We start from the raw sequence: 19679 nt of genomic DNA, 5'->3' as shown, positions 1-19679 counted from the left end.
GATAGAGCAGGTCATCCGGGCGGGCAGTTGAATACCTTATATGCGTATTAGCATCCGGGTAGGAGAGATGAGAGACGTGCACGCTGAACAACCAATCGCCGTTTTCGACTCGGGGCTCGGCGGCTTGACCGTGGTCGCCGAGATGATCGCGGCGTTACCCAACGAAAAGATCTTGTATTTTGGCGATACAGCTCGTTGCCCGTATGGGGATCGGACGCCTCAAGAGGTATTGGAGTTTAGTTTACAGATTGCCGACTTTCTCTTGGAGCAACAGGTGAAACTACTGGTCGTGGCGTGCAACACGGCCACGGCGGTGGCGCTCCCGGACTTAATTGAGCGGTCGCCGATTCCGGTAATCGGCGTGATTCAACCGGGGGCGCGGGCGGCGGTGAACCGCGCCAATGCCCGCAGGAAGCGCATCGGCGTCATTGGTACGGCGGTGACGATTGCCAGTGGTGCTTATGCAGATGCCATCCACAGTTTCGATCCGGACGTCGATGTGGTCAGTTTGGCCTGCCCGCGATTCGTGCCATTGGTGGAGAGCGGACGGTGTGACGGACCGGAAGTGGAACAGGTCGTCCGCGAGTCGCTCATGCCTTTACTCATGTATGACATTGATGCGTTGATTCTCGGGTGTACACATTATCCCTTGTTGGCCGGGCCGATTGGGCGTGTAGCCGGCCCCGAGGTTCAACTCATCTCCTCGGCGGCGGAAACGGCCAAGGAGGTCTTTCGGGTCTTGGACGAGAAGAAGCTTTTCCGCACTGAGGAGACACTCCCCAGGCATTGTTTTTACACAACCGGGAACGGCGTACGCATGCGTGTGGCGCTGGAGGGGTGGCTGGGTCTCCATCGTGAGGAGTTGGATTTACGAATTGTGGAACCTGAACTGCTTCATGTGCGCTCGTAGTTCGCCTGCCCGTTGTTCGCCGCCTTGCCGCTCGTACATCGCCGTGCCGTAAGAATGTCTGAGGGGAGTCGCATCGTGCAAATCATCTTTGTCGCGTCGAAGAATCGGCACAAAGTCATGGAGTTCGAGCGTCTGTTGGCCCCCTTGGGGGCGGATGTACGGCCGTTGCCCGACGGAATTCCCGAGGCCCCCGAAACGGGCACCCAGTTTGTCAGTAATGCGGTGGAAAAGGCGTACTTTTATGCTCCCTACTGCGACGGTTGGGTGTTGGCGGACGATTCGGGCTTGTGCGTGGACGCGCTTGGGGGCCAGCCGGGCGTTCTTTCGGCTCGATATGCAGGCAGACATGGAGACGATGTGGCAAACAACCAAAAGCTGTTACAGGAGTTGAGGGGTGTACCTGTAGCCGAACGGACGGCGGAGTTTGTTTGTGCTTTGTCGCTTTGGCACCACCGCCGGGCGCTCGGTTTCACGGTACTTGGCTCTGTGCCGGGTACAGTTCTGGCCGAGCCGCGGGGTGCACACGGGTTTGGCTACGATCCGTTGTTTTACGTTCCCGAAGTGGCCAAGACGTTTGCGGAGATGGTTCCTGAGGAGAAGAATCAATTCTCGCATCGGAAGCGGGCCGTCGACAAGCTGTTGCGACTGCTGGCGGACATTTGGCCAAACATTGCGCACTGATAGTCGATGCGTCGGCCCGCATGTCGACGGTCCCACGGGTCCTGCTATTGATTTGCAGGTGGGACTTCGGTAAACTAAATGTGTATTACCTTCAACATTGAGTTCCGATAAGGCTTCTGCGGGTGTAGTTCAATGGTAGAACTCCAGCCTTCCAAGCTGGTAGCGTGGGTTCGATTCCCATCACCCGCTCCATACGATTGTCTCAGTAGCTCAGCTGGATAGAGCAACAGCCTTCTAAGCTGTGGGTCGGGGGTTCGAATCCCTCCTGAGACGCCAGGAAAATCATCGTTGTGACGCGGTTTTTGAGGTTTCGCCACCATCACGGGTGGCGTTTTTCATGCGCTTGTGTGCGGGCTGTCTTATCGGCCACGAAACAGCATCCGTTGGAGCTTGTCGGCGGCGCTTTTCTGCATGTCGGGGAGGACGTGACTATATCGGTCCAGCGTCATGGTCATATTAGCGTGTCCCAGTCGCTCGGAGACGATTTTGGGATTCTCGCCTGCGAGGAGCAGGAGCGTTGCGCACGTATGGCGTAGGTCGTATAGGCGAATCGATTCGGGCAGACCAGCTGCTTTCAGCAGCGGCTTAGAGTGTCGCTTCACGAAGTTATGATGATGAATGGGCTCACCGTTTTGCGATGTGAACACGAAACCGTGGTCATGGTAGTTGGCTCCGGCTTTAAGCTTGCGCTGGGCCTGCTCAATGCGGTACTGCTGTAATGCCTCCACAACATCCGGTGGCAGGGGCACACTTCGGCGGCTCTGAGGCGTTTTTGGCTCCTTGACATGCCATTTCCCCATCTCTACGTTCCAAGGATCGCTGTACGCGAATTCTCCCGGTTTGGAAGTCCACATCTTCCCATTTTGTAGGCCGCTCACGCTGTTTGGCGGTGAATTTCTCACCGCCAAACAGCGTGAGCGGCTACAATTTCGGTGGCCGGAGTTGCGCTGCTGTTTAAGCGTAAACAACATCGGGAATCCTGTTAGCGTGTTTGCGAAATCCTAAGCTATTTTTAGCTATACGCACATATACATATCGAAAATGACAGTTCCCGCGGGAATTTTCATTTTGACTTCAGCGATAAGGAGGCATAGGATGTGGACAAACAGAACGTTGGCCTTAACAGCGAAAACGAAAAGGATGGGAAGGACATGGTGCTTCGTCAGGAGGAGATCTTGCGGAACCGTCAAGTTGCTGAAGGGAACAAGAATAGAAAAGCTCGAATCCGCACCATTGCGAATCGGGTTTGCGACCGCAATGACAAGGCTCTGAGGAGACTGGCCAAAAGTTGAGCGTCAATTATCTCATGGTTGAGGATATCAGAGAAATTCACGAAGTCGCGATTGAACGTTATGGCGGATTACCAGGAGAACATGAGCCAGGGTTAATTGAATTCATGGCCGAAAAGCCGTCTATGGAGGCTTACGGAACTGAATTGTACCCTGGCTTATTCATGAAAGCAGCCGTATATATGGAGGGTTTTTCGAGAAAGCAACTGTTTGCTGACGGAAACAAACGTACTGCATATATTTGCGCCGCAACTTTCCTTGAACTAAACGGCTACCAAGTGATGGTCGATGATGAAGAGTTGTATCAGTTTTCAATTTACGTTGCCAACGGAAATGGTTCCTTAGAAGACATAGCTCGATGGTTGGAAAGTGTATCAGTTCCAGTTTGAAATGACCCTACTTCTTTGTTCAAGTGGGGCCTTTTTTGTCATGATGTCGGGTCCCCGCACACTCCTTTATACCCACAATTTTATCAATATGCGCCGTAAGACCCCGAGCTTTAGCTCTGGGGATATAAGGCGCTCGCCGTTAGGCGAAAGTTGTTTCGATTTTACACTGTATATGGTACAACGTAAGTAGGGGCTGCTGAATGGACGTAAAACCCAATAACGGCAAGGGATTTCGGGTACAAATGTCGAATCCAAGTGTATGGATTTTTCATGGGAACGGGCGAAAAACCGTGCACATGGAGGTCGACTATGTACGCGCATAACCAGGACCAGCAGATCCTCCCCGGGGAGTTCTTCTTGCCGTTCGGAGGCAAGCTTCGAGAGAACAATCGATGGGTTCAACTCGCTCATTTGATCCCGTAGCGCAGGGTGGAACAGGAATACAGCAAGCTGTTTAGCACCTCCGCGAGAGGTGGGCGGGCAATTTCGGTTCGTATCGCACTCGGAGCCCTCATCATCCAGGAGCGAGAAGGGTTCTCGGATAGGGATTTGGTGCAGCATATCAGGGAAAACCCCTGTATGCAGTACTTCCTTGGGCTTCCCGCCTACCAAGAGGAGCCGTTGTTTCATCCTTCACTGATGACGCACGTCCGCAAACGATTGGGTCCAGACGTGTTGAACCAAGTGAACGAGTGGATTGTTCTCGCCGAACGAGAGAAGGAACAGCGCGACGACGATGAACCGCCTGCCCCGCCGACATCGGGTGAGAAAACGAGTGCCCATGGCGAGTCTTTGGAGCCGATCCCTCATCGAGGGAAGCTGATCCTGGATGCCACCTGTACACCGGCTGACATTGCATTCCCGACGGATTTGTCGCTGCTGAATGAGGCCCGTGAGAAGTTGGAAGACATCATTGACACTCTTCATCGGCCATACAAAGGAACAACAGAGGCCGCTATTTAATTCATTCAGCAGCCCCTAAATAAGCAGATGTCACGAGCGTCCCTGTGTGCGGTTTGTGTGCGAACTCAGCCGAAATGCGCGTCAATGGATGTAAATACGGTTCGAAACTGAAAGCTCAAAATGCCTGTCACGGCGCTGAAAATGACACTCAGAGGAACCGCCCGGTATTCGGTGTAAGATGCTTCTAGCCAGCCTTCTAAGCTGTGGGTCGGGGGTTCGAATCCCTCCTGAGACACCAGGAAAATCTTGATGTGACACGGTTTTTCGAGGCTTTGCCACCCATCATCGGGTGGCGTTTTTCATTGACGACTCGGTTTGAGTTTTGTGGTGAGCCAAAAACTTCGTTTAAGGGTTGTAGCCAAAAAAGAACATGGTATAATGAAACAGCTTATGATAGCCTGCAGATGGATATCGGGATACCTGTACAAGCAGGGATAGAATGATTGCGGCTGAATGTGGGCCGAAGGATTTGGGGAGGAACGTACGCATGACAGCAAAATGGGAAAAAACGGAATCGAACGTCGGGGTGCTGGAGGTTGAGGTTCCCAGCGACCGATTTGCAGAGGCATTGGATTATGCCTTTAAACGTGTAGTGAAACGGGTTAACGTCCCGGGATTCCGGAAAGGGAAGGTCCCACGCAAAGTTTTTGAGATGCGCTTCGGCGTCGAATCGCTGTACCAGGATGCGGTTGAGTATCTGTTGCCGCGAGCCTACGACGAAGCCGTGGAGGAAGCCGGGATTGAGCCGGTGGCGCAGCCGGAGGTGGACGTCGTACAGGTCGAATCCGGGAAGCCGTTTATCTTCAAGGCCACTGTGACGGTCAAGCCGGAAGTGGAGCTTGGCGAATACAAGGGGATTGAGATTGAGGATAAGAAGTTTGAAGTGACGGACGAGCTGGTCGAGGAAGAGTTGACCAATATTCGCAAAGCACATGCGGAGCTGCAGGTCTTGGAAGACGGTGCGGTCGAACAAGGAGACCTGGTCAACATCGATTTCCGGGGGACGATTGATGGCGAACCGTTTGAAGGCGGCGAGGCGGAAAACTATCAACTGGAAATCGGATCGGGCGTGTTCATCAAAGGGTTTGAAGAGCAGTTGATTGGCATGAAGCCTGGAGAAGAGCGAGATGTGACGGTCACCTTCCCTGAGGATTACCATGTCAAGGCACTGGCGGGCAAAGAAGCGGTTTTCCACGTGGTTCTGCACGACGTCAAGCGCAAAGTGCTGCGCGAGTTGGACGACGACTTCGTGCAGGAAATTAGCGATTTTGAAACCGTAGACGAGTTCGTCGCGGATGTCCGCAAACGTTTGGAGGAACGCATGGAGCAGGAGCACCAGCGCTACCTGGAAGACCAGGTGGTCGAAAAGGCGGCGCAGAACGCTACGATTGACATTCCAGCTGTGATGATTGACCATGAGATTGATCACCAGCTCGGGCACTTCTCAGAGCAGTTGGCGATGCAGCAAATTCCGTTGGAGGGATACCTGGAGTTTACCGGACAGACCCGTGATGAGCTGCGGGAGCAATTCCGTGAAGCGGCCGAACAGCGGGTTCGTGTGGGGCTGGTCTTGGAGGCCATCGCCGAGAAGGAAGGCTTGGCCGCGACCGACGAGGAGGTCGACGCCGAGGTCGCCAAGATTGCCGAGTCGGCCGGAATCGAGGTCGAGCAGGCGAAGCAGATACTTTCTCTGCGTGATCCGGGGCTTGCTGGACTACGAAGCGAATTGACCACGCGCAAGACGGTTGCCTTCTTGGTTGAGCATAGCGTTCGCAAGTGAATTGATGTACAATGTCGATAACAGCTGGGAACAAGGCACGAATTCGTGCCTTGTTTTCACAAAGTCGCGGGCCCGTTTCGATGGGTCAGGGAATGGCGAAGGAGGGCTTGGCGATGAGCTTGACGCCCATTGTCATTGAACAGACCAGCCGCGGTGAGCGGTCGTATGATATCTATTCGAGGTTGCTCCGAGACCGGATTATCATTCTCGGAACACCTATTGACGATTACGTCGCCAATTCCATTGTTGCACAGCTCTTATTCTTGGCCGCGGATGACCCAGACCGGGATATTCAACTGTACATCAACAGTCCTGGCGGTTCTGTGACAGCTGGCCTGGCCATTTACGATACAATGCAACACATTAAACCAGATGTCTCGACCCTGTGTGTGGGCCTTGCGGCCAGCATGGGGGCTTTCCTGTTGGCTGCGGGAGCCAAAGGAAAACGTTACGCACTTCCGAATAGTGAAGTGATGATTCATCAACCCCTCGGTGGAGTACAGGGACAGGCATCTGACATCAAGATTCACGCGGACTGGATCTTGAAGACGAAGGAGAAGCTGAATCGGATTTTAGCGCATCACACTGGGCAACCTATTGAACAGGTGGAGAAGGATACCGACCGCGACAATTTCCTGTCCGCCGATGAGGCCAAGGCGTACGGTATCATCGACGAAGTACTCCCTGGTGTAGGTTCTCGAGGCTGACGCCCGGGTGTGCAAGCTGCAGACCATCGGAAGCGGTCGATTTTTTGACTTGACCCTCCGTTGCCGAACATCTTGCCAGAGGGAGGGAACCTGATGTTCAAGTTCAACGAAGAAAAAGGCCAGTTGAAATGCTCGTTTTGTGGTAAGACTCAGGAACAAGTCCGCAAATTGGTGGCAGGACCTGGCGTATATATTTGCGACGAGTGCATTGAGCTCTGTAACGAAATCGTTGAGGAGCAGCTGGGTGAGGATGAGGAATTTGAGCTGAAGGATATACCGAAGCCGACGGAGATTAAGGATATCCTTGATCAATACGTCATCGGGCAGGAGAGCGCGAAGAAGTCGCTTTCCGTGGCGGTCTATAATCACTACAAGCGGATCAATTCGGGAGCGGCGAAAAACGACGACGTCGAGTTGGCCAAGAGCAACATTCTGCTCATTGGGCCTACAGGAAGCGGCAAAACGTTGTTGGCCCAGACGCTCGCTCGTATCCTCAATGTGCCATTTGCGATTGCGGACGCGACAACCTTAACCGAAGCTGGGTATGTCGGTGAAGATGTCGAGAACATCTTGTTGAAGCTGATTCAAGCGGCCGACTACGACGTTGAAAAGGCGGAGCGCGGAATCATCTACATCGACGAGATTGACAAAATCGCGCGCAAGTCGGAAAACCCATCCATCACGCGCGATGTATCAGGGGAAGGCGTGCAGCAGGCACTGTTGAAAATTCTTGAGGGGACGGTGGCGAGCGTCCCGCCTCAGGGGGGGCGAAAACACCCGCATCAAGAGTTCATCCAAATTGATACGACGAACATTCTCTTCATCTGCGGCGGTGCCTTTGATGGGATTGAGCCCATTATCAAGCGGCGTCTTGGCCGCAAGGTGATTGGTTTCGGACACCGCGCCGAATCTTCAGATCTGCGGGCGGATGACGATATTTTGGCGAAAGTTCTGCCCGAGGATTTGTTAAAGTTCGGGTTGATTCCGGAGTTCATCGGTCGCTTGCCGGTCGTGACTACCTTGACCGCGTTGGATGAGCAAGCGTTGAAGCGCATCCTGATTGAACCGAAGAACGCCTTGGTCAAGCAGTATCAGAAGCTACTGGAGATGGATGGCGTAAAACTGGAGTTCGAGGATGAGGCCTTAACGAGCATTGCCAAGGAGGCCATTAAGCGCGGGACGGGCGCTCGTGGACTTCGGTCCATCATCGAAGGAATCATGTTGGACGTGATGTACGAGGTGCCGGCCCGGGACGACGTGCAGAAGTGTCTCATCACCAAGGAGGCTGCGGCCCATGAACAGGGTCCCGTCCTCATTGGCAAGGATGGCAAGCTATCGCAAATTATGCGGACGTCGGAGGAAACCGCGTAAAGGCGTTTCCTTCCACGAGTTTAATGACTTGAGAGAGACTCCAAGGAGCAACGGCTTCTCGAAGGGATAGATATCTTCAGTGTGGCGTACGACGTAGGGTCGTACGCCTTTTTTGTTTAGGCCAGGTTGGGCGCGGGAATACTGGTTTCATCAGTGTTTTTTTACAAGGGAGGGGTCATCGTTGAGCGCCACCATCCTGGCCGTGATCCAGCTTTTCTTCGCCGTGGTCATCGGGTTGTATTTCTGGAACCTACTTAAGACGCAAAATCATAGCCGTCACGCAATTGAACGGGAGTCACGCAAAGAACTCGATAAGTTGAAGAAGCTGCGGGCGATTTCCCTGACAGAGCCGCTGGCAGAGAAAACAAGGCCCACGTCGTTGCATGACATCGTCGGCCAAGAGGAAGGGCTGCGTGCACTGCGGGCGGCGTTGTGTGGGCCGAATCCTCAGCACGTGTTGATCTACGGTCCTCCAGGCGTCGGCAAAACCGCCGCCGCGCGCGTCGTCCTGGAGGAGGCCAAACGAAATCCCGCATCCCCTTTCCAAGCTGATGCGAAGTTTATCGAAATGGACGCAACCACCGCAAGGTTTGATGAGCGCGGGATTGCCGATCCGCTCATCGGATCGGTTCACGACCCGATTTATCAGGGGGCTGGGGCGATGGGCATGGCCGGTATTCCACAGCCCAAGCCGGGTGCGGTCACCAAAGCGCACGGGGGGATGTTGTTCATCGATGAAATCGGAGAATTGCACCCGATTCAGATGAATAAGCTGTTGAAGGTTTTGGAGGATAGACGAGTCTTCCTTGAGAGCGCGTATTACAGTTCACAAGATACAACGATTCCGCCACACGTTCATGACATCTTCCAAAACGGGTTGCCCGCAGACTTTCGCCTGGTCGGGGCTACGACACGGTCCCCGGAAGAGATTCCACCGGCCATCCGTTCACGCTGTTTGGAAGTCTTTTTCCGACCGCTGTCTCGCGAGGAGATTATGCGCATCGTCCGGAATGCTAGCGCCAAGATTGGGCTCCCGATGTCGGAGGAGGCCATTGCGGAAGTGGCCAAGTACGCGACCAACGGCCGGGAGGCTGTGAATATTGTCCAGACCGCCGGCGGGATTGCCTTAACCGAACATCGATCATCGATTGACCTGGCCGATGTGCAATGGGTGGTCCAGTTTAGCCAAATGACGCCGCGTCCCGATACGAAGGTGGCAAGCCAGCCTCAGGTTGGTGTGGTCAATGGTCTGGCCGTTTGCGGACCGGGTGCCGGGACCCTGTTGGAGATTGAGGCGACCGCTGTGGCTGCGCCAGCAGGGGACGGACGCTTGACCATCACCGGTCTGGTTGAAGAGGAAACGTTGGGTGGGCGGGAGCGAAGTGTTCGCAGGCGTTCTATGGCCCGTGCCTCGGTGGATAATGTATTGACCACGTTGCGACGGCTTACAGATCTCGACGCGGCTAATTACCACATTCATCTCAACTTCCCGGGGGGAGTGCCAGTGGATGGCCCCAGCGCTGGAATAGCCATCGCTACAGCCATCTATTCGGCGGTGCGCGGGGTTCCCGTTTTGAATACATTGGCGATGACTGGGGAGATTTCCATTCGCGGCTTGGTGCGGCCGGTAGGTGGAGTACCGGTGAAAGTGGAAGCGGCCCGTGAGGCGGGCGCCGAGGTGGTGCTGATTCCGAGGGATAATTGGCAGGAAACGTTCCAAGGGTTGGACGGCATCAAGGTCATTCCAGTCGAACGCTTTGAGGATGTGCTCCGCCTCGCGCTGGTCGGGGGTGTCGATATGGAGTTGACTCGCGAAAACACTCAGCCTGTGACGCCGCTGGTGCTGCCTTCCGTCCAGAGCGCACAATCCGGCCTGAGCCGTTAGACTTCTTGTAATGGGTTCAGTAAAATTAAGTCCTATCGGATAGGCTTGGCCGTTCGTCTTCGCGTGGCCTCCTTTCCGTAGATGCCGGTGCAATCGCGGAGGTGGAACGTTGAGCAAAGAAGTAGACGCACAAAAACTGCTTCCGTTGTTGCCCCTACGGGGTTTGCTCGTGTACCCAGGGATGGTGCTGCATTTCGATGTCGGCCGCGACAAATCCGTGAAGGCTTTGGAAAGGGCGGCCTCATCGGACCATCGGATGGTATTGGCTTCGCAAGAGGATGGCCAAATTGACGATCCGTCCGCGGGTGATTTATTCCGCACGGGTACGTTAGTGCAAATCAAACAGCTGATGAAGCTGCCCAACGGAACGATTCGCGTTTTGGTTGAAGGCTTAGAGCGAGTGCGTATCCATCAATTCACGCGGGAAGACCCCTGGTTTGAAGTGCTCGTGGAGACGCTGCACGAGCCGGAGACGGATATAACCGATTCGGAAATCCAGGCATTGGTCCGGTCCGTGATGCAGCAGTTCGAACAGTACGTGAAGCTTTCGAAAAAAATCGACGAAGATACATTCTCCGCCGTGCTCGATATTGAGGACCCGAGTCGGCTCGCGGATACCGTCGCTTCGCATTTGCCGCTGAAAATGAAGGATAAGCAAATGTTGCTGGAAACGGTTCCGGTCAAGGAACGCTTGGAGCAGTTGCTGCGCATCCTTTCGGACGAACGTGAGGTCCTCGAGCTGGAACGGGCCATTCATCAGCGGGTGCGCAAGCAGATGGAGCGCACCCAGAAGGAGTATTATCTGCGCGAGCAGATGAAGGCCATCCAAAAAGAGTTGGGGGATGCGAACAGTCGGACGGCAGAGGCGGAAGAGCTGCGGGAAGCCCTTCAAAAAAAGGAACTTCCAGAGGCGGTGCGGGATCGGGTCGAAAAGGAAATCGACCGCCTGGAGCGCATTCCGCCGGCAGCGGCGGAAGGGACTGTCGCACGCACCTACATCGACTGGCTGTTGGCCCTGCCGTGGAAAGAACAGGTTCCCTCGGTGGTCGACCTGCGGAAAGCGGAACGCGTATTAAACGAGCAGCACTTTGGGTTGGAGAAGGTGAAAGACCGGATCCTTGAATTTCTGGCGGTACAAAAGCTCACCGACAAACAACGCGGTCCAATTATCTGCCTGTATGGTCCTCCGGGCGTCGGCAAGACCTCGTTGGCGCGTTCAATTGCGGAGTCTCTGAGCCGTCCGTTTGTCCGTGTCTCGCTGGGTGGAGTACGCGACGAGGCGGAGATTCGCGGCCACCGGCGTACGTATATCGGCGCGCTTCCCGGTCGCATCCTGCAAGGGATGAAGCAGGCGGGCGCTCGCAATCCGGTCTTCTTGTTGGACGAAATCGACAAGATGGCGAGCGACTTTCGGGGCGATCCCGCTTCCGCCATGCTTGAGGTGCTCGATCCGGAACAAAACCACTCGTTTTCCGACCATTACATAGAAATTCCGTTTGATTTGTCGGACGTCATGTTCATCACGACGGCGAACGATGTCTACCAGATTCCGGGGCCCTTGCGGGATCGCATGGAGATCATCCAACTCTCAGGGTATACAGAATGGGAAAAACTGCAGATTGCTAGGCGCCACCTGTTGCCGAAACAGAGGCGGAACCACGCTTTGGAAGGAGACCGTCTGCGGATTCGTGAATCTGTGTTGCAGGCGTTGATTCGCGGTTACACACGGGAGGCGGGCGTGCGTCAATTAGACAGACTCCTGGCTGCGGTGTGCCGCAAAGCGGCGCGTCAAATTGCAGCGGGCGAGAGAAAGCGGGTCACTGTGAGCGAATCGGTGTTGACGGAGTTTCTCGGTCCCCCCCCTTACCGTTTTGGACGCGTCGAAGAGCGCGACGAGGTGGGGGTGGTGACCGGTTTGGCCTGGACTGCCGCCGGAGGAGACACCCTGACCATCGAAGTCTCCGTGGTTCCTGGCCACGGCAAGCTGGTGTTAACGGGTCACTTGGGAGACGTGATGAAAGAAAGCGCCCAGACCGCTTTGACCTACGTTCGCTCGCGGGCGCGTACCCTCGGCATTTCGACCGATTTTACCGAGCGCGTGGATATTCATATCCACGTCCCGGAGGGAGCCATTCCGAAAGACGGCCCTTCCGCTGGCATCACGATGGCGACCGCCATCGCATCGGCGCTGACCAATCGCCCGGTGTCGCGGTTTGTCGCGATGACCGGCGAGGTGACGCTGCGGGGCCGTGTCCTTGCCATCGGCGGCCTCAAGGAGAAGGTTTTGGCGGCACACCGAGCCGGCATCAAGAGCGTGCTGTTCCCGAAGGAGAATGAAAAAGACCTACGGGATATCCCAGAGTCTGTTCGGAGAGAACTGACCCTGCATCCTGTCCGGCACATGGACGAGGTCCTCGAACTCGCGCTCGTCCCGCCGCCGGTCCGCGGTGAAGCCGCGTTTGATCCCGAGCACGCGTTCATTGCCACGTTTGTTCAGGAATCGTCGGAGGGAGAGCAAACGCATCAATGAAGATCCGGTCGTTGGCTTTCGAATTGAGCGCTGTCCGCCCGGCCCAATGGCCGGCGGACGGTTTGCCGGAGTTTGCTTTTGTGGGGCGGAGCAATGTCGGTAAGTCGTCTCTCCTCAACCGTCTCCTGGGGCGGAAAAACCTCGCTCGGGTGTCGAGCAAACCGGGGAAGACGCAACAGATTAACTTCTATCGAGTCAATGATAAGTTTCGCTTTGCAGACTTGCCGGGTTACGGGTATGCGGCCGTCAGCAAAGGGGAGCGGGCGGCCTTCCAGCGAATGATTCATACGTATCTCTCACAGCGCGATCCGCTCGTGCGGGTGCTGCACCTGGTGGACATTCGACATGAACCTTCGCGGGACGACCTGACGATGCATCACTGGCTTTTAGACATTGGGGTTCCCGTCTTGATTGTCGCCACCAAAGCGGACAAGGTGAAACGCGCCGAGTTGCACCAGGCGCCCGCACGGATTGCCAAGCAGTTGAATACGCCGTGGAGGGTCCTGGCGGTTTCCTCAGAAAAGAATACAGGGATCGACGACTTGTGGGCGGTTTTACAAGACGATTTGGGTGTCACGGAACGTCCACCGGATGGGCTGCCCTCTCCGTGATATAATAGAGGAGACAGGCGGCAGCGTCTCGCGTTCTGCCGCCAATTTGATAGGATTCTGGTGATTTGACATGCACATCCTCGGTCTGGGTATCAATCATCGCACCGCGCCGGTCGAACTGCGGGAGCGAGTCAGTGTGGGCGAGGCGGAATTGGCCACTGCCTTAGCTGACTTTCGTGCGACCAGCACGGTGCTGGAGAGTGTCGTTGTCTCCACTTGTAACCGTACCGAGGTCTATGCCGTAGTCAGTTCGTACAAAGCTGGCGAGGATTTTTTAATAACCTGGCTCGCACGACGCGCAGGTTTGGACAAAACGGAAATGCTCCGTCACGTCTACGTACACCGGGGTGCGCAGGCGGTAACTCACTTGATGGAAGTGGCGGCAGGGTTGGACTCCATGGTCTTGGGCGAAACCCAGATTTTAGGGCAAGTTCGGGATGCTTATTTGACAGCGCGTGAGGCCGGAACGACCGGGCTGATGCTCAACCGCCTGTTTCAGATGGCGATTCAGTTAGGAAAACGCGCGCAGACCGAGACCGGGATTGGGCAGTTGCCCGTATCGGTCAGCTATGCGGCAGTGCAGTTGGCCCGCAAGGTGTTCGGATCGCTAGAGGATAAGCGCGTTTTGGTGGTCGGTGCCGGTCAGATGGGCGCGCTGACTGCAGAGCACGTGCATGCCCATGGTGCCACCCGCATGGTGGTCATCAACCGTACTGCGGCTCGAGCCGAAGAATTGGCCGCGCGGGTCGGTGCCAAGGCAGTTCCGTGGTCGCGGCTGCGGGATGAAATCGCTCGTGCCGACTTGGTCATCTCTTCGACCGGGGCATCCCACCCAGTCATCTCGGTGGACATGGTGCGAGAGGCCATGGAGCGTCGCTCGCGGCCGTTGCTCCTTATCGATATTGCGGTCCCACGCGACATTGAGGAGGCTGCGCGTCGATTCGGGAATGTCTACCTGTACGACATTGATGACCTGAACGGTGTGGTTACGGCCAATCAACGAGAACGGGAACGTCAGGCTGAGCGAGTCCGCACGATGATTGCGGAGACTCTGCAGGATTACTCTAGGTGGCTGTCCGAACAAGAAGTGGTCCCTGTCATTGCGGCGATTCGCGCAAAGGGCGAGGCAATTCAGGCGAATGTCATGGAAAGCCTGCGCCACAAGCTCCCGGAGTTGGATGAACGCGAGTGGAAGCTGATTCAGAAACACACGATGAGCATCGTGAATCAACTTCTGCGCGATCCGATACGGAACATGAAGGACCTGTCCGCCTATCCGGGTGGATCGCGGCACGTGGAGGTTTTCGCCCGCCTGTTTGGCGTCACGGACGAAGAGTTGGCGGAATATGAGAAGTTCGCCTTCGTCGCCGAGCCGGAGTCTTCCTCCGCGTCGGATCGATTGACGTTTGCAGACTTTGTTCAGCGTTGGGGAGAATCAATGGCCAAGGTCGGGCGCGCCACGCCGGATGCTTCACTTCACCCGGCACTGCGTTAGGGTGAGGAAGGATATGAACTTGCGGTTCCTGTTTGACACCCTGACGGTACTGTACGCGGTCAGCCTGATGCTGTTTTTCATCGATGCGATGCGGCCGCGGCGCCTGGTCAACCGGACGGCGCTGGTCCTGCTGTTTGGGGTGTTCGTGCTGGAGACCGCTCTGCTTTGGCAGCGGTTGGCCTCGCTCCGCAGGGCCCCTTTGTATACTTCGTTTGATTCTCTGCTCTTACTGTCTTGGTTGATTCTCTTGGTAGCTTTAGTTGTCGACAGTGTCTTCCGTTTTGATTTGATTCTCTTTTTTGCCAACACAATTGGGTTTGTGCTGGTGGTCGTCGATCTGTTCATGTATCGACGGCCTTTGCCGTATACGGGCGGATCGAGCGATATCTTGGCCTTGCACATCCTTCTGGCGGTGGCCAGCTACGCCGCTTTTTCGTTTGCGTTTGTGTTTGCGGCCATGTATCTTGTCCAGGAGTGGTGCCTCAGGGCTCGGCGCTGGAACGGTTGGTACTTTCGTCTTGGCTCGCTGGAAAGCTTAGATCAACTGACCTTTATAGGGGTGCTCATCGGCTATCCGTTGTTGCTTTCAGCCATCGTACTTGGCATCCTGTGGGGGGAGGTCCGGTTGGGTCACATTCCGGTCCAGGACCCGAAGGTGATTGCCACCATCTTACTGTGGCTGATGTACGGGGTTTACCTCCTCCTGCGCCTGCGACGGGGCTGGGGTGGACGCCGGCTCGCTTGGTATGCTGTGATTTGTTTCTTCGGAGTGTTGGCGAATCTGGTCGTGGTGGGGATATTTTCTTGGCTCCATCGCACCATCTGAATGACGACAAAGTAGGTGAGACGATGCGAACCATTCGCGTCGCGTCGCGACGCAGCCGACTCGCGTTGACCCAGACTCAATGGGTCATCGACAAACTCAAGTCTGCTCTGCCTGACGTGGAATTTGAGGTTGTGCCGGTGGTCACGAAGGGTGACCGCGTGCTCGACGTCAGCCTGACTAAGATTGGCGGCAAGGGTCTGTTCGTGTCCGAGGTGGAACAGACGCTATTGGAGAGACGGGCAGATTTCGCGGTCCACAGCCTGAAGGACGTTCCTGCCGAGCTGGCGTCCGGATTGGTCATCGCGGCGATGCCGGCGCGGGAGGATCCGTCCGACGCGTTACTGTCTCGGGACGGAACCCCTTTGGACATGCTTCCGGCCAGGGCTCGGATTGGTACGTCGAGTCTCCGCCGGGCTGCACAACTGCGGGAGCTTCGCCCCGATGTGGAGATTGTCACTTTACGGGGTAACATCGATACGCGCCTTAAGCGGCTGCAGGAAGGGGACTACGACGCGATTGTGTTGGCCGCTGCCGGCCTCTCGCGCATGGGGTGGTCACAATTTGTCACGGAACGACTACCTGTCGAGCGATTTATCCCTGCGGTCGGCCAAGGGATTTTGGCCATCGAGTGCCGTGAGGACGATACCGAGTTGAGGGAGTGGCTCCGGACCGTGGCCGATGTAAACACAGAGTTTGCTGCTACGGCCGAACGCGCGTTTTTGGCTCGACTTGGTGGGAGCTGTCAAGTGCCGATGGGGGCTTTCGCCCGCTTGACCGAGCATGGGGAATGGCGGATGACGGGGATGGTGGCTGGTCCGGACGGCCAGCCCCTGCTTCGTTCCGAGCAGTCGGGACGCGACCCGCGGGAGCTTGGTCTTCGTGTCGCGGAAGACCTGCTGTCGCAAGGCGCGGGGCCGCTGATTGAACTGGGGGCGGCTGTACATGGTTGAAGCCTCGGCGGGTCGACGCGTCGATGGGGACGGGCTGCCACTCAAAGGTGTGCAGGTACTTATTACACGACCCCAGCGGCAAGCCGAGGCCGTCCTGCGTCAGGTCGAGTCCCTCGGGGCACGGGGCTGGGCTTTGCCGCTGATTGACATTGAACTCGTGCTAGACGCGGCATTTTGCGAACAAACCGCGCACGTCGCCGACTTTGATGCAGTCGTGTTTACTTCTCAGAACGCCGTGGCCGCAGTGCAGGCGAGTGCGGAGCGCGTAGCCGCGCCGAGCAAGGAACGCTGGCCGCCGGTTTTTACCGTAGGGAAGGCCACGGAACGGGCGGCTCAGCAACTGGCGGCCTACGTTCAGACCCCAGACGGGGTGCGCACCGGCCGAGATCTGTTCGACTACCTGGCGGATCGCCTGCCGGGAGGTAGCCGAGTGTGGTTTCCACATGGGAATCTGACCGATTCGTCCCTATGGGCCCCGCTCGTAGGAGCGGGCCACGTCGTCTGTGAGACGGTCTGCTACCGGACCAAGCGGATGGCGATAGATCGAGCGTCTTTGCGGCTGCTGGAGTCGGCGCCGGGGCAGGTGGCGGTCTTTTTGTACAGTCCCTCGGCCGCAAAGACGTTTTTCGACCAGGTGGGTTGGTTTACCCGGCAGAAAAACTGCTGGTTGTTGGCCATCGGTCCGACCACGGCCGAGGCGTGCGCCGAGTTCGACAGACCGGCAGATGCCGTGGCCTCCGTGCCATCCGATGCTGGTATGGTGGCCGCGCTGCTGAATTTGGTCGCATCGGCGAGCCGGTGAGTTCATGGAGTTTGATTTATGGAGTTTACATGGAAACAAGGGAGGATACACAATGGAAAGCTTTGCACGCCACCGTCGACTACGCGCCAGTGCCGCGATGCGCCGACTGGTGCAGGAATTTGCATGGTCTCCGGCGGATTTTGTCTATCCGATTTTTGTTCAGGAGGGTCTCCAGGGGCGCGAGCCCATCGAGGCTATGCCGGGGGTGGACCACCTCGGGTTGGACGAATTGCGCCGGGAGGTCGTCGAGTTGTCTGAGCTGGGCGTACCCGGGGTGATATTATTTGGCCTGCCGCTGGAGAAGGACGAGTTGAGTTCCAGTGCCTACGCGGAGCGTGGCGTCGTACAGGAGGCTGTGCGCGCGGTCAAGGCGGAAAACCCGGAACTTGTGGTCATGACCGACGTCTGCCTGTGTCAATACAATCCGGCCGGTCACTGCGGCATCGTTCGCGACGGCAAGATTGTCAACGATGAGAGCCTAGAGTACCTGGTGCGCACGGCAGTTTCGCACGCCCAGGCCGGCGCCGACGTGGTTGCGCCATCGGACATGATGGATGGACGTGTGGCGGCGATTCGTCGCGGCTTGGACGAGGCGGGTCTGACGCATGTGGCCATTCTCTCCTATGCGGTGAAATACGCTTCGGCATTCTATGGCCCATTTCGCGAGGCTGCGCATTCCGCGCCCGCGTTTGGGGACCGTCGGACCTATCAGATGGATGCCGCCAATGCCCGCGAAGCCATGCGCGAAGCGGCGGCTGACGTGGAGCAAGGAGCGGACATGCTGATGGTGAAGCCCGCGCTTGCTTTCCTGGACGTGATTCGTCAACTGCGGCAGCGGTTTGACCATCCGGTGGCCACCTACAACGTTAGCGGCGAATACAGCATGGTGAAGGCGGCTGCGCTGCGTGGCTGGATTGACGAGCGGGCGGTGGTATCGGAAATGTTGACCGCGTTCAAACGCGCCGGGGCGGACTTCATTTTGACCTATCATGCCAAGGATGCGGCGCGCTGGTGGCGGGAAGAGCACCGCTAAAAGTGTATGTCCGGAAGGGGGCGTCATAGAGTGACGGGAGCAAAATCACAGGCCGCGTTTGCGGAGGCGAAGCGCTGGATGCCGGGCGGTGTTAACAGCCCAGTGCGTGCGTTTGCCGCAGTTGGGGGCGAGCCGTTTTTCGCAGATCATGGCGAAGGACCCTACCTGTACGATATTGACGGGAATCGTTACGTCGATTACATCCTCTCCTGGGGGCCGCTTATTCTCGGCCACGCGCATCCCGATGTCATCCGCGCGATTATGGATACGGCCCAAAAAGGAACCAGTTTTGGCGTTCCGACCGAGTTGGAGACGGAAATGGCCCGCATGGTTCATCACCTGGTGCCTGCCATTGAAGTCGTCCGGATGGTCAACAGCGGCACGGAGGCGACGATGAGCGCCCTGCGTCTGGCACGGGCCTACACTGGACGTAGCTGCATCGTCAAATTTGAGGGGTGTTACCACGGGCATGCGGACAGCCTCCTGGTGAAAGCCGGATCCGGCGTCGCCACGCTCGGATTGCCCGATAGTCCAGGTGTGCCGCAGGCTACGGCACGGGCCACGTTGACGCTGCCCTACAATGACTTGGACGCGGCGCGGGAACTGTTTGCCCGGGAAGGCGAAAAGATTGCCGCCGTGATTGTGGAAGGGGTCGCAGGCAATATGGGCGGTGTGCCGCCGAAGCCTGGGTACCTAAAGGGCTTGGAGGAACTGGTCCACAGCCACGGTGCACTGTTTATTTTGGATGAAGTGATGACCGGATTTCGCGTCGCACTGGGCGGGGCGGCCGCCCGGTTTGGGCTGCATCCGGATCTTATCACACTCGGCAAGGTGATTGGCGGCGGCATGCCGGTCGGGGCGTACGGCGGAAAACGGGAAATCATGGAACAGGTGGCGCCGAGCGGCCCGGTCTATCAGGCCGGAACCCTCTCTGGCAACCCATTGGCCATGGTCGCCGGATTGACGACGCTTAGGTGGCTGAAGCAGGCGGAAGAAGACGGTTTGTACGCGCGGATGGAGGAATACGGACAGCGCATCGTCGACGTGTTTGTCGAGACGGGAAAGGCGCGCGGTATTCCCGTCTGGGGCCAGGCCATCGGCGGGATGTTTGGGCTGTTTTTCCATGAAGGGCCGGTCACCGATTTTCGCGCGGCCAAAGCATCCGATGACCGTTTGTATGCCCGCTTCTTTCATGCTCTCCTGGACCATGGGGTACTGCTTCCGCCTTCTCAATTGGAGTCGGGATTCCTCTCCGCGGTCCACACGCATGAGCAGTTGGAAATGACGGAGGATGCGATTCGCAAGGCGCTGCAATCCCTTTAAGTACATGTCCGGACAATCGCTTTAATGGGTCGCGAACCGAAGATTGCCAGCATCCACATGGGGGCTGTTTCCAGAGCCACAGGCACTGGGAACAGCCCTTTTCTAGTAGGGATCCGCCTTGCGGAGGGGTACAT

18 protein-coding genes and 2 tRNA genes are annotated in these 19679 nt (G+C 56.8%); 19 read left to right on the top strand and 1 reads right to left on the bottom strand.

All coding sequences use genetic code 11. The annotated features are described in order from the left end of the window. Positions 1 to 76: 76 nt before the first annotated feature. The 4 genes from murI to H522_RS0102880 all read left to right on the top strand — a co-directional run bounded on the left by murI (position 77) and on the right by H522_RS0102880 (position 1867). The gene (gene murI / locus H522_RS0102895) at positions 77 to 910 is read left to right on the top strand and encodes a glutamate racemase (protein WP_245577992.1); all 834 of its coding nucleotides are present in this window, start codon (positions 77 to 79) and stop codon (positions 908 to 910) included. Between the two features lie 75 nt (positions 911 to 985). Next, a complete protein-coding gene (gene rdgB / locus H522_RS0102890) occupies positions 986 to 1591 on the top strand; it encodes an RdgB/HAM1 family non-canonical purine NTP pyrophosphatase (protein ID WP_035452325.1) in 606 nt (201 codons plus the stop codon). 118 nt (positions 1592 to 1709) lie between these two features. Next, positions 1710 to 1783 (top strand) — tRNA-Gly (locus H522_RS0102885). 7 nt (positions 1784 to 1790) lie between these two features. Next, positions 1791 to 1867: transfer RNA gene (locus tag H522_RS0102880), tRNA-Arg, on the top strand. 83 nt (positions 1868 to 1950) lie between these two features. Here the strand turns inward: H522_RS0102880 and H522_RS17235 are convergent. Next, positions 1951 to 2445 carry a tyrosine-type recombinase/integrase gene (locus tag H522_RS17235; protein WP_211230636.1) on the bottom strand — a complete coding sequence of 165 codons (495 nt, stop codon included), beginning with the start codon at positions 2443 to 2445 and terminating at the stop codon, positions 1951 to 1953. Between the two features lie 243 nt (positions 2446 to 2688). Here H522_RS17235 and H522_RS0102870 point away from each other — a divergent pair, with 243 nt between their 5' ends. From H522_RS0102870 to hemL, 15 genes are all read left to right on the top strand, one after another. Next, positions 2689 to 2883 (top strand): hypothetical protein, encoded by a 195-nt coding sequence (locus H522_RS0102870; RefSeq protein ID WP_026961153.1) that lies wholly within the window; start codon positions 2689 to 2691, stop codon positions 2881 to 2883. After that, on the top strand, positions 2880 to 3269 hold the full coding sequence (locus H522_RS0102865; protein ID WP_026961152.1) for a type II toxin-antitoxin system death-on-curing family toxin: 390 nt from the start codon (positions 2880 to 2882) through the stop codon (positions 3267 to 3269). The genes H522_RS0102870 and H522_RS0102865 overlap by 4 nt, the downstream gene beginning before the upstream one ends. 429 nt (positions 3270 to 3698) lie before the next feature. Next, on the top strand, positions 3699 to 4232 hold the full coding sequence (locus tag H522_RS20285; RefSeq protein ID WP_081411817.1) for a transposase: 534 nt from the start codon (positions 3699 to 3701) through the stop codon (positions 4230 to 4232). A gap of 487 nt (positions 4233 to 4719) precedes the next feature. Then, entirely contained in the window at positions 4720 to 6012 is a 1293-nt protein-coding gene (gene tig / locus H522_RS0102845) for a trigger factor (RefSeq protein ID WP_026961150.1), read from the top strand. Between the two features lie 113 nt (positions 6013 to 6125). Next, entirely contained in the window at positions 6126 to 6719 is a 594-nt protein-coding gene (clpP, locus tag H522_RS0102840) for an ATP-dependent Clp endopeptidase proteolytic subunit ClpP (RefSeq protein ID WP_026961149.1), read from the top strand. Between the two features lie 93 nt (positions 6720 to 6812). Continuing rightward, positions 6813 to 8090: an ATP-dependent protease ATP-binding subunit ClpX gene (clpX, locus tag H522_RS0102835; RefSeq protein ID WP_026961148.1), complete on the top strand. Its 1278-nt coding sequence runs from the start codon at positions 6813 to 6815 to the stop codon at positions 8088 to 8090. A 181-nt stretch (positions 8091 to 8271) separates the two neighbouring features. Further along, entirely contained in the window at positions 8272 to 9975 is a 1704-nt protein-coding gene (gene lonB / locus H522_RS0102830; protein ID WP_026961147.1) for an ATP-dependent protease LonB, read from the top strand. A 109-nt stretch (positions 9976 to 10084) separates the two neighbouring features. Beyond that, on the top strand, positions 10085 to 12505 hold the full coding sequence (lon, locus tag H522_RS17225; RefSeq protein ID WP_273365439.1) for an endopeptidase La: 2421 nt from the start codon (positions 10085 to 10087) through the stop codon (positions 12503 to 12505). Further along, entirely contained in the window at positions 12502 to 13116 is a 615-nt protein-coding gene (gene yihA, locus H522_RS0102820) for a ribosome biogenesis GTP-binding protein YihA/YsxC (RefSeq protein ID WP_026961146.1), read from the top strand. Before lon ends, yihA begins: the two co-directional genes overlap by 4 nt. Before the next feature lie 70 nt (positions 13117 to 13186). Further along, positions 13187 to 14611 (top strand): glutamyl-tRNA reductase, encoded by a 1425-nt coding sequence (gene hemA, locus H522_RS17220; RefSeq protein ID WP_051343746.1) that lies wholly within the window; start codon positions 13187 to 13189, stop codon positions 14609 to 14611. A 13-nt stretch (positions 14612 to 14624) separates the two neighbouring features. Next, positions 14625 to 15437, top strand: a complete 813-nt coding sequence (ccsA, locus tag H522_RS0102810) for a cytochrome c biogenesis protein CcsA (protein ID WP_051343744.1) — start codon at positions 14625 to 14627, stop codon at positions 15435 to 15437. Positions 15438 to 15460: 23 nt separating this feature from the next. Continuing rightward, on the top strand, positions 15461 to 16387 hold the full coding sequence (gene hemC, locus H522_RS0102805) for a hydroxymethylbilane synthase (RefSeq protein WP_026961144.1): 927 nt from the start codon (positions 15461 to 15463) through the stop codon (positions 16385 to 16387). Continuing rightward, the gene (locus tag H522_RS0102800; RefSeq protein WP_026961143.1) at positions 16380 to 17189 is read left to right on the top strand and encodes a uroporphyrinogen-III synthase; all 810 of its coding nucleotides are present in this window, start codon (positions 16380 to 16382) and stop codon (positions 17187 to 17189) included. The genes hemC and H522_RS0102800 overlap by 8 nt, the downstream gene beginning before the upstream one ends. Positions 17190 to 17241: 52 nt before the next feature. Further along, positions 17242 to 18222, top strand: a complete 981-nt coding sequence (gene hemB / locus H522_RS0102795; protein ID WP_026961142.1) for a porphobilinogen synthase — start codon at positions 17242 to 17244, stop codon at positions 18220 to 18222. A gap of 30 nt (positions 18223 to 18252) precedes the next feature. Then, positions 18253 to 19545 carry a glutamate-1-semialdehyde 2,1-aminomutase gene (gene hemL, locus H522_RS0102790; RefSeq protein ID WP_026961141.1) on the top strand — a complete coding sequence of 431 codons (1293 nt, stop codon included), beginning with the start codon at positions 18253 to 18255 and terminating at the stop codon, positions 19543 to 19545. Positions 19546 to 19679: the final 134 nt, after the last annotated feature.

It is taken from the genome of Alicyclobacillus herbarius DSM 13609, from assembly GCF_000430585.1.
Lineage (GTDB): Bacteria > Bacillota > Bacilli > Alicyclobacillales > Alicyclobacillaceae > Alicyclobacillus_G > Alicyclobacillus_G herbarius.
Note: the sequence above shows the minus strand (reverse complement) of the source record. Positions and strands in the feature narration are given on the sequence as shown.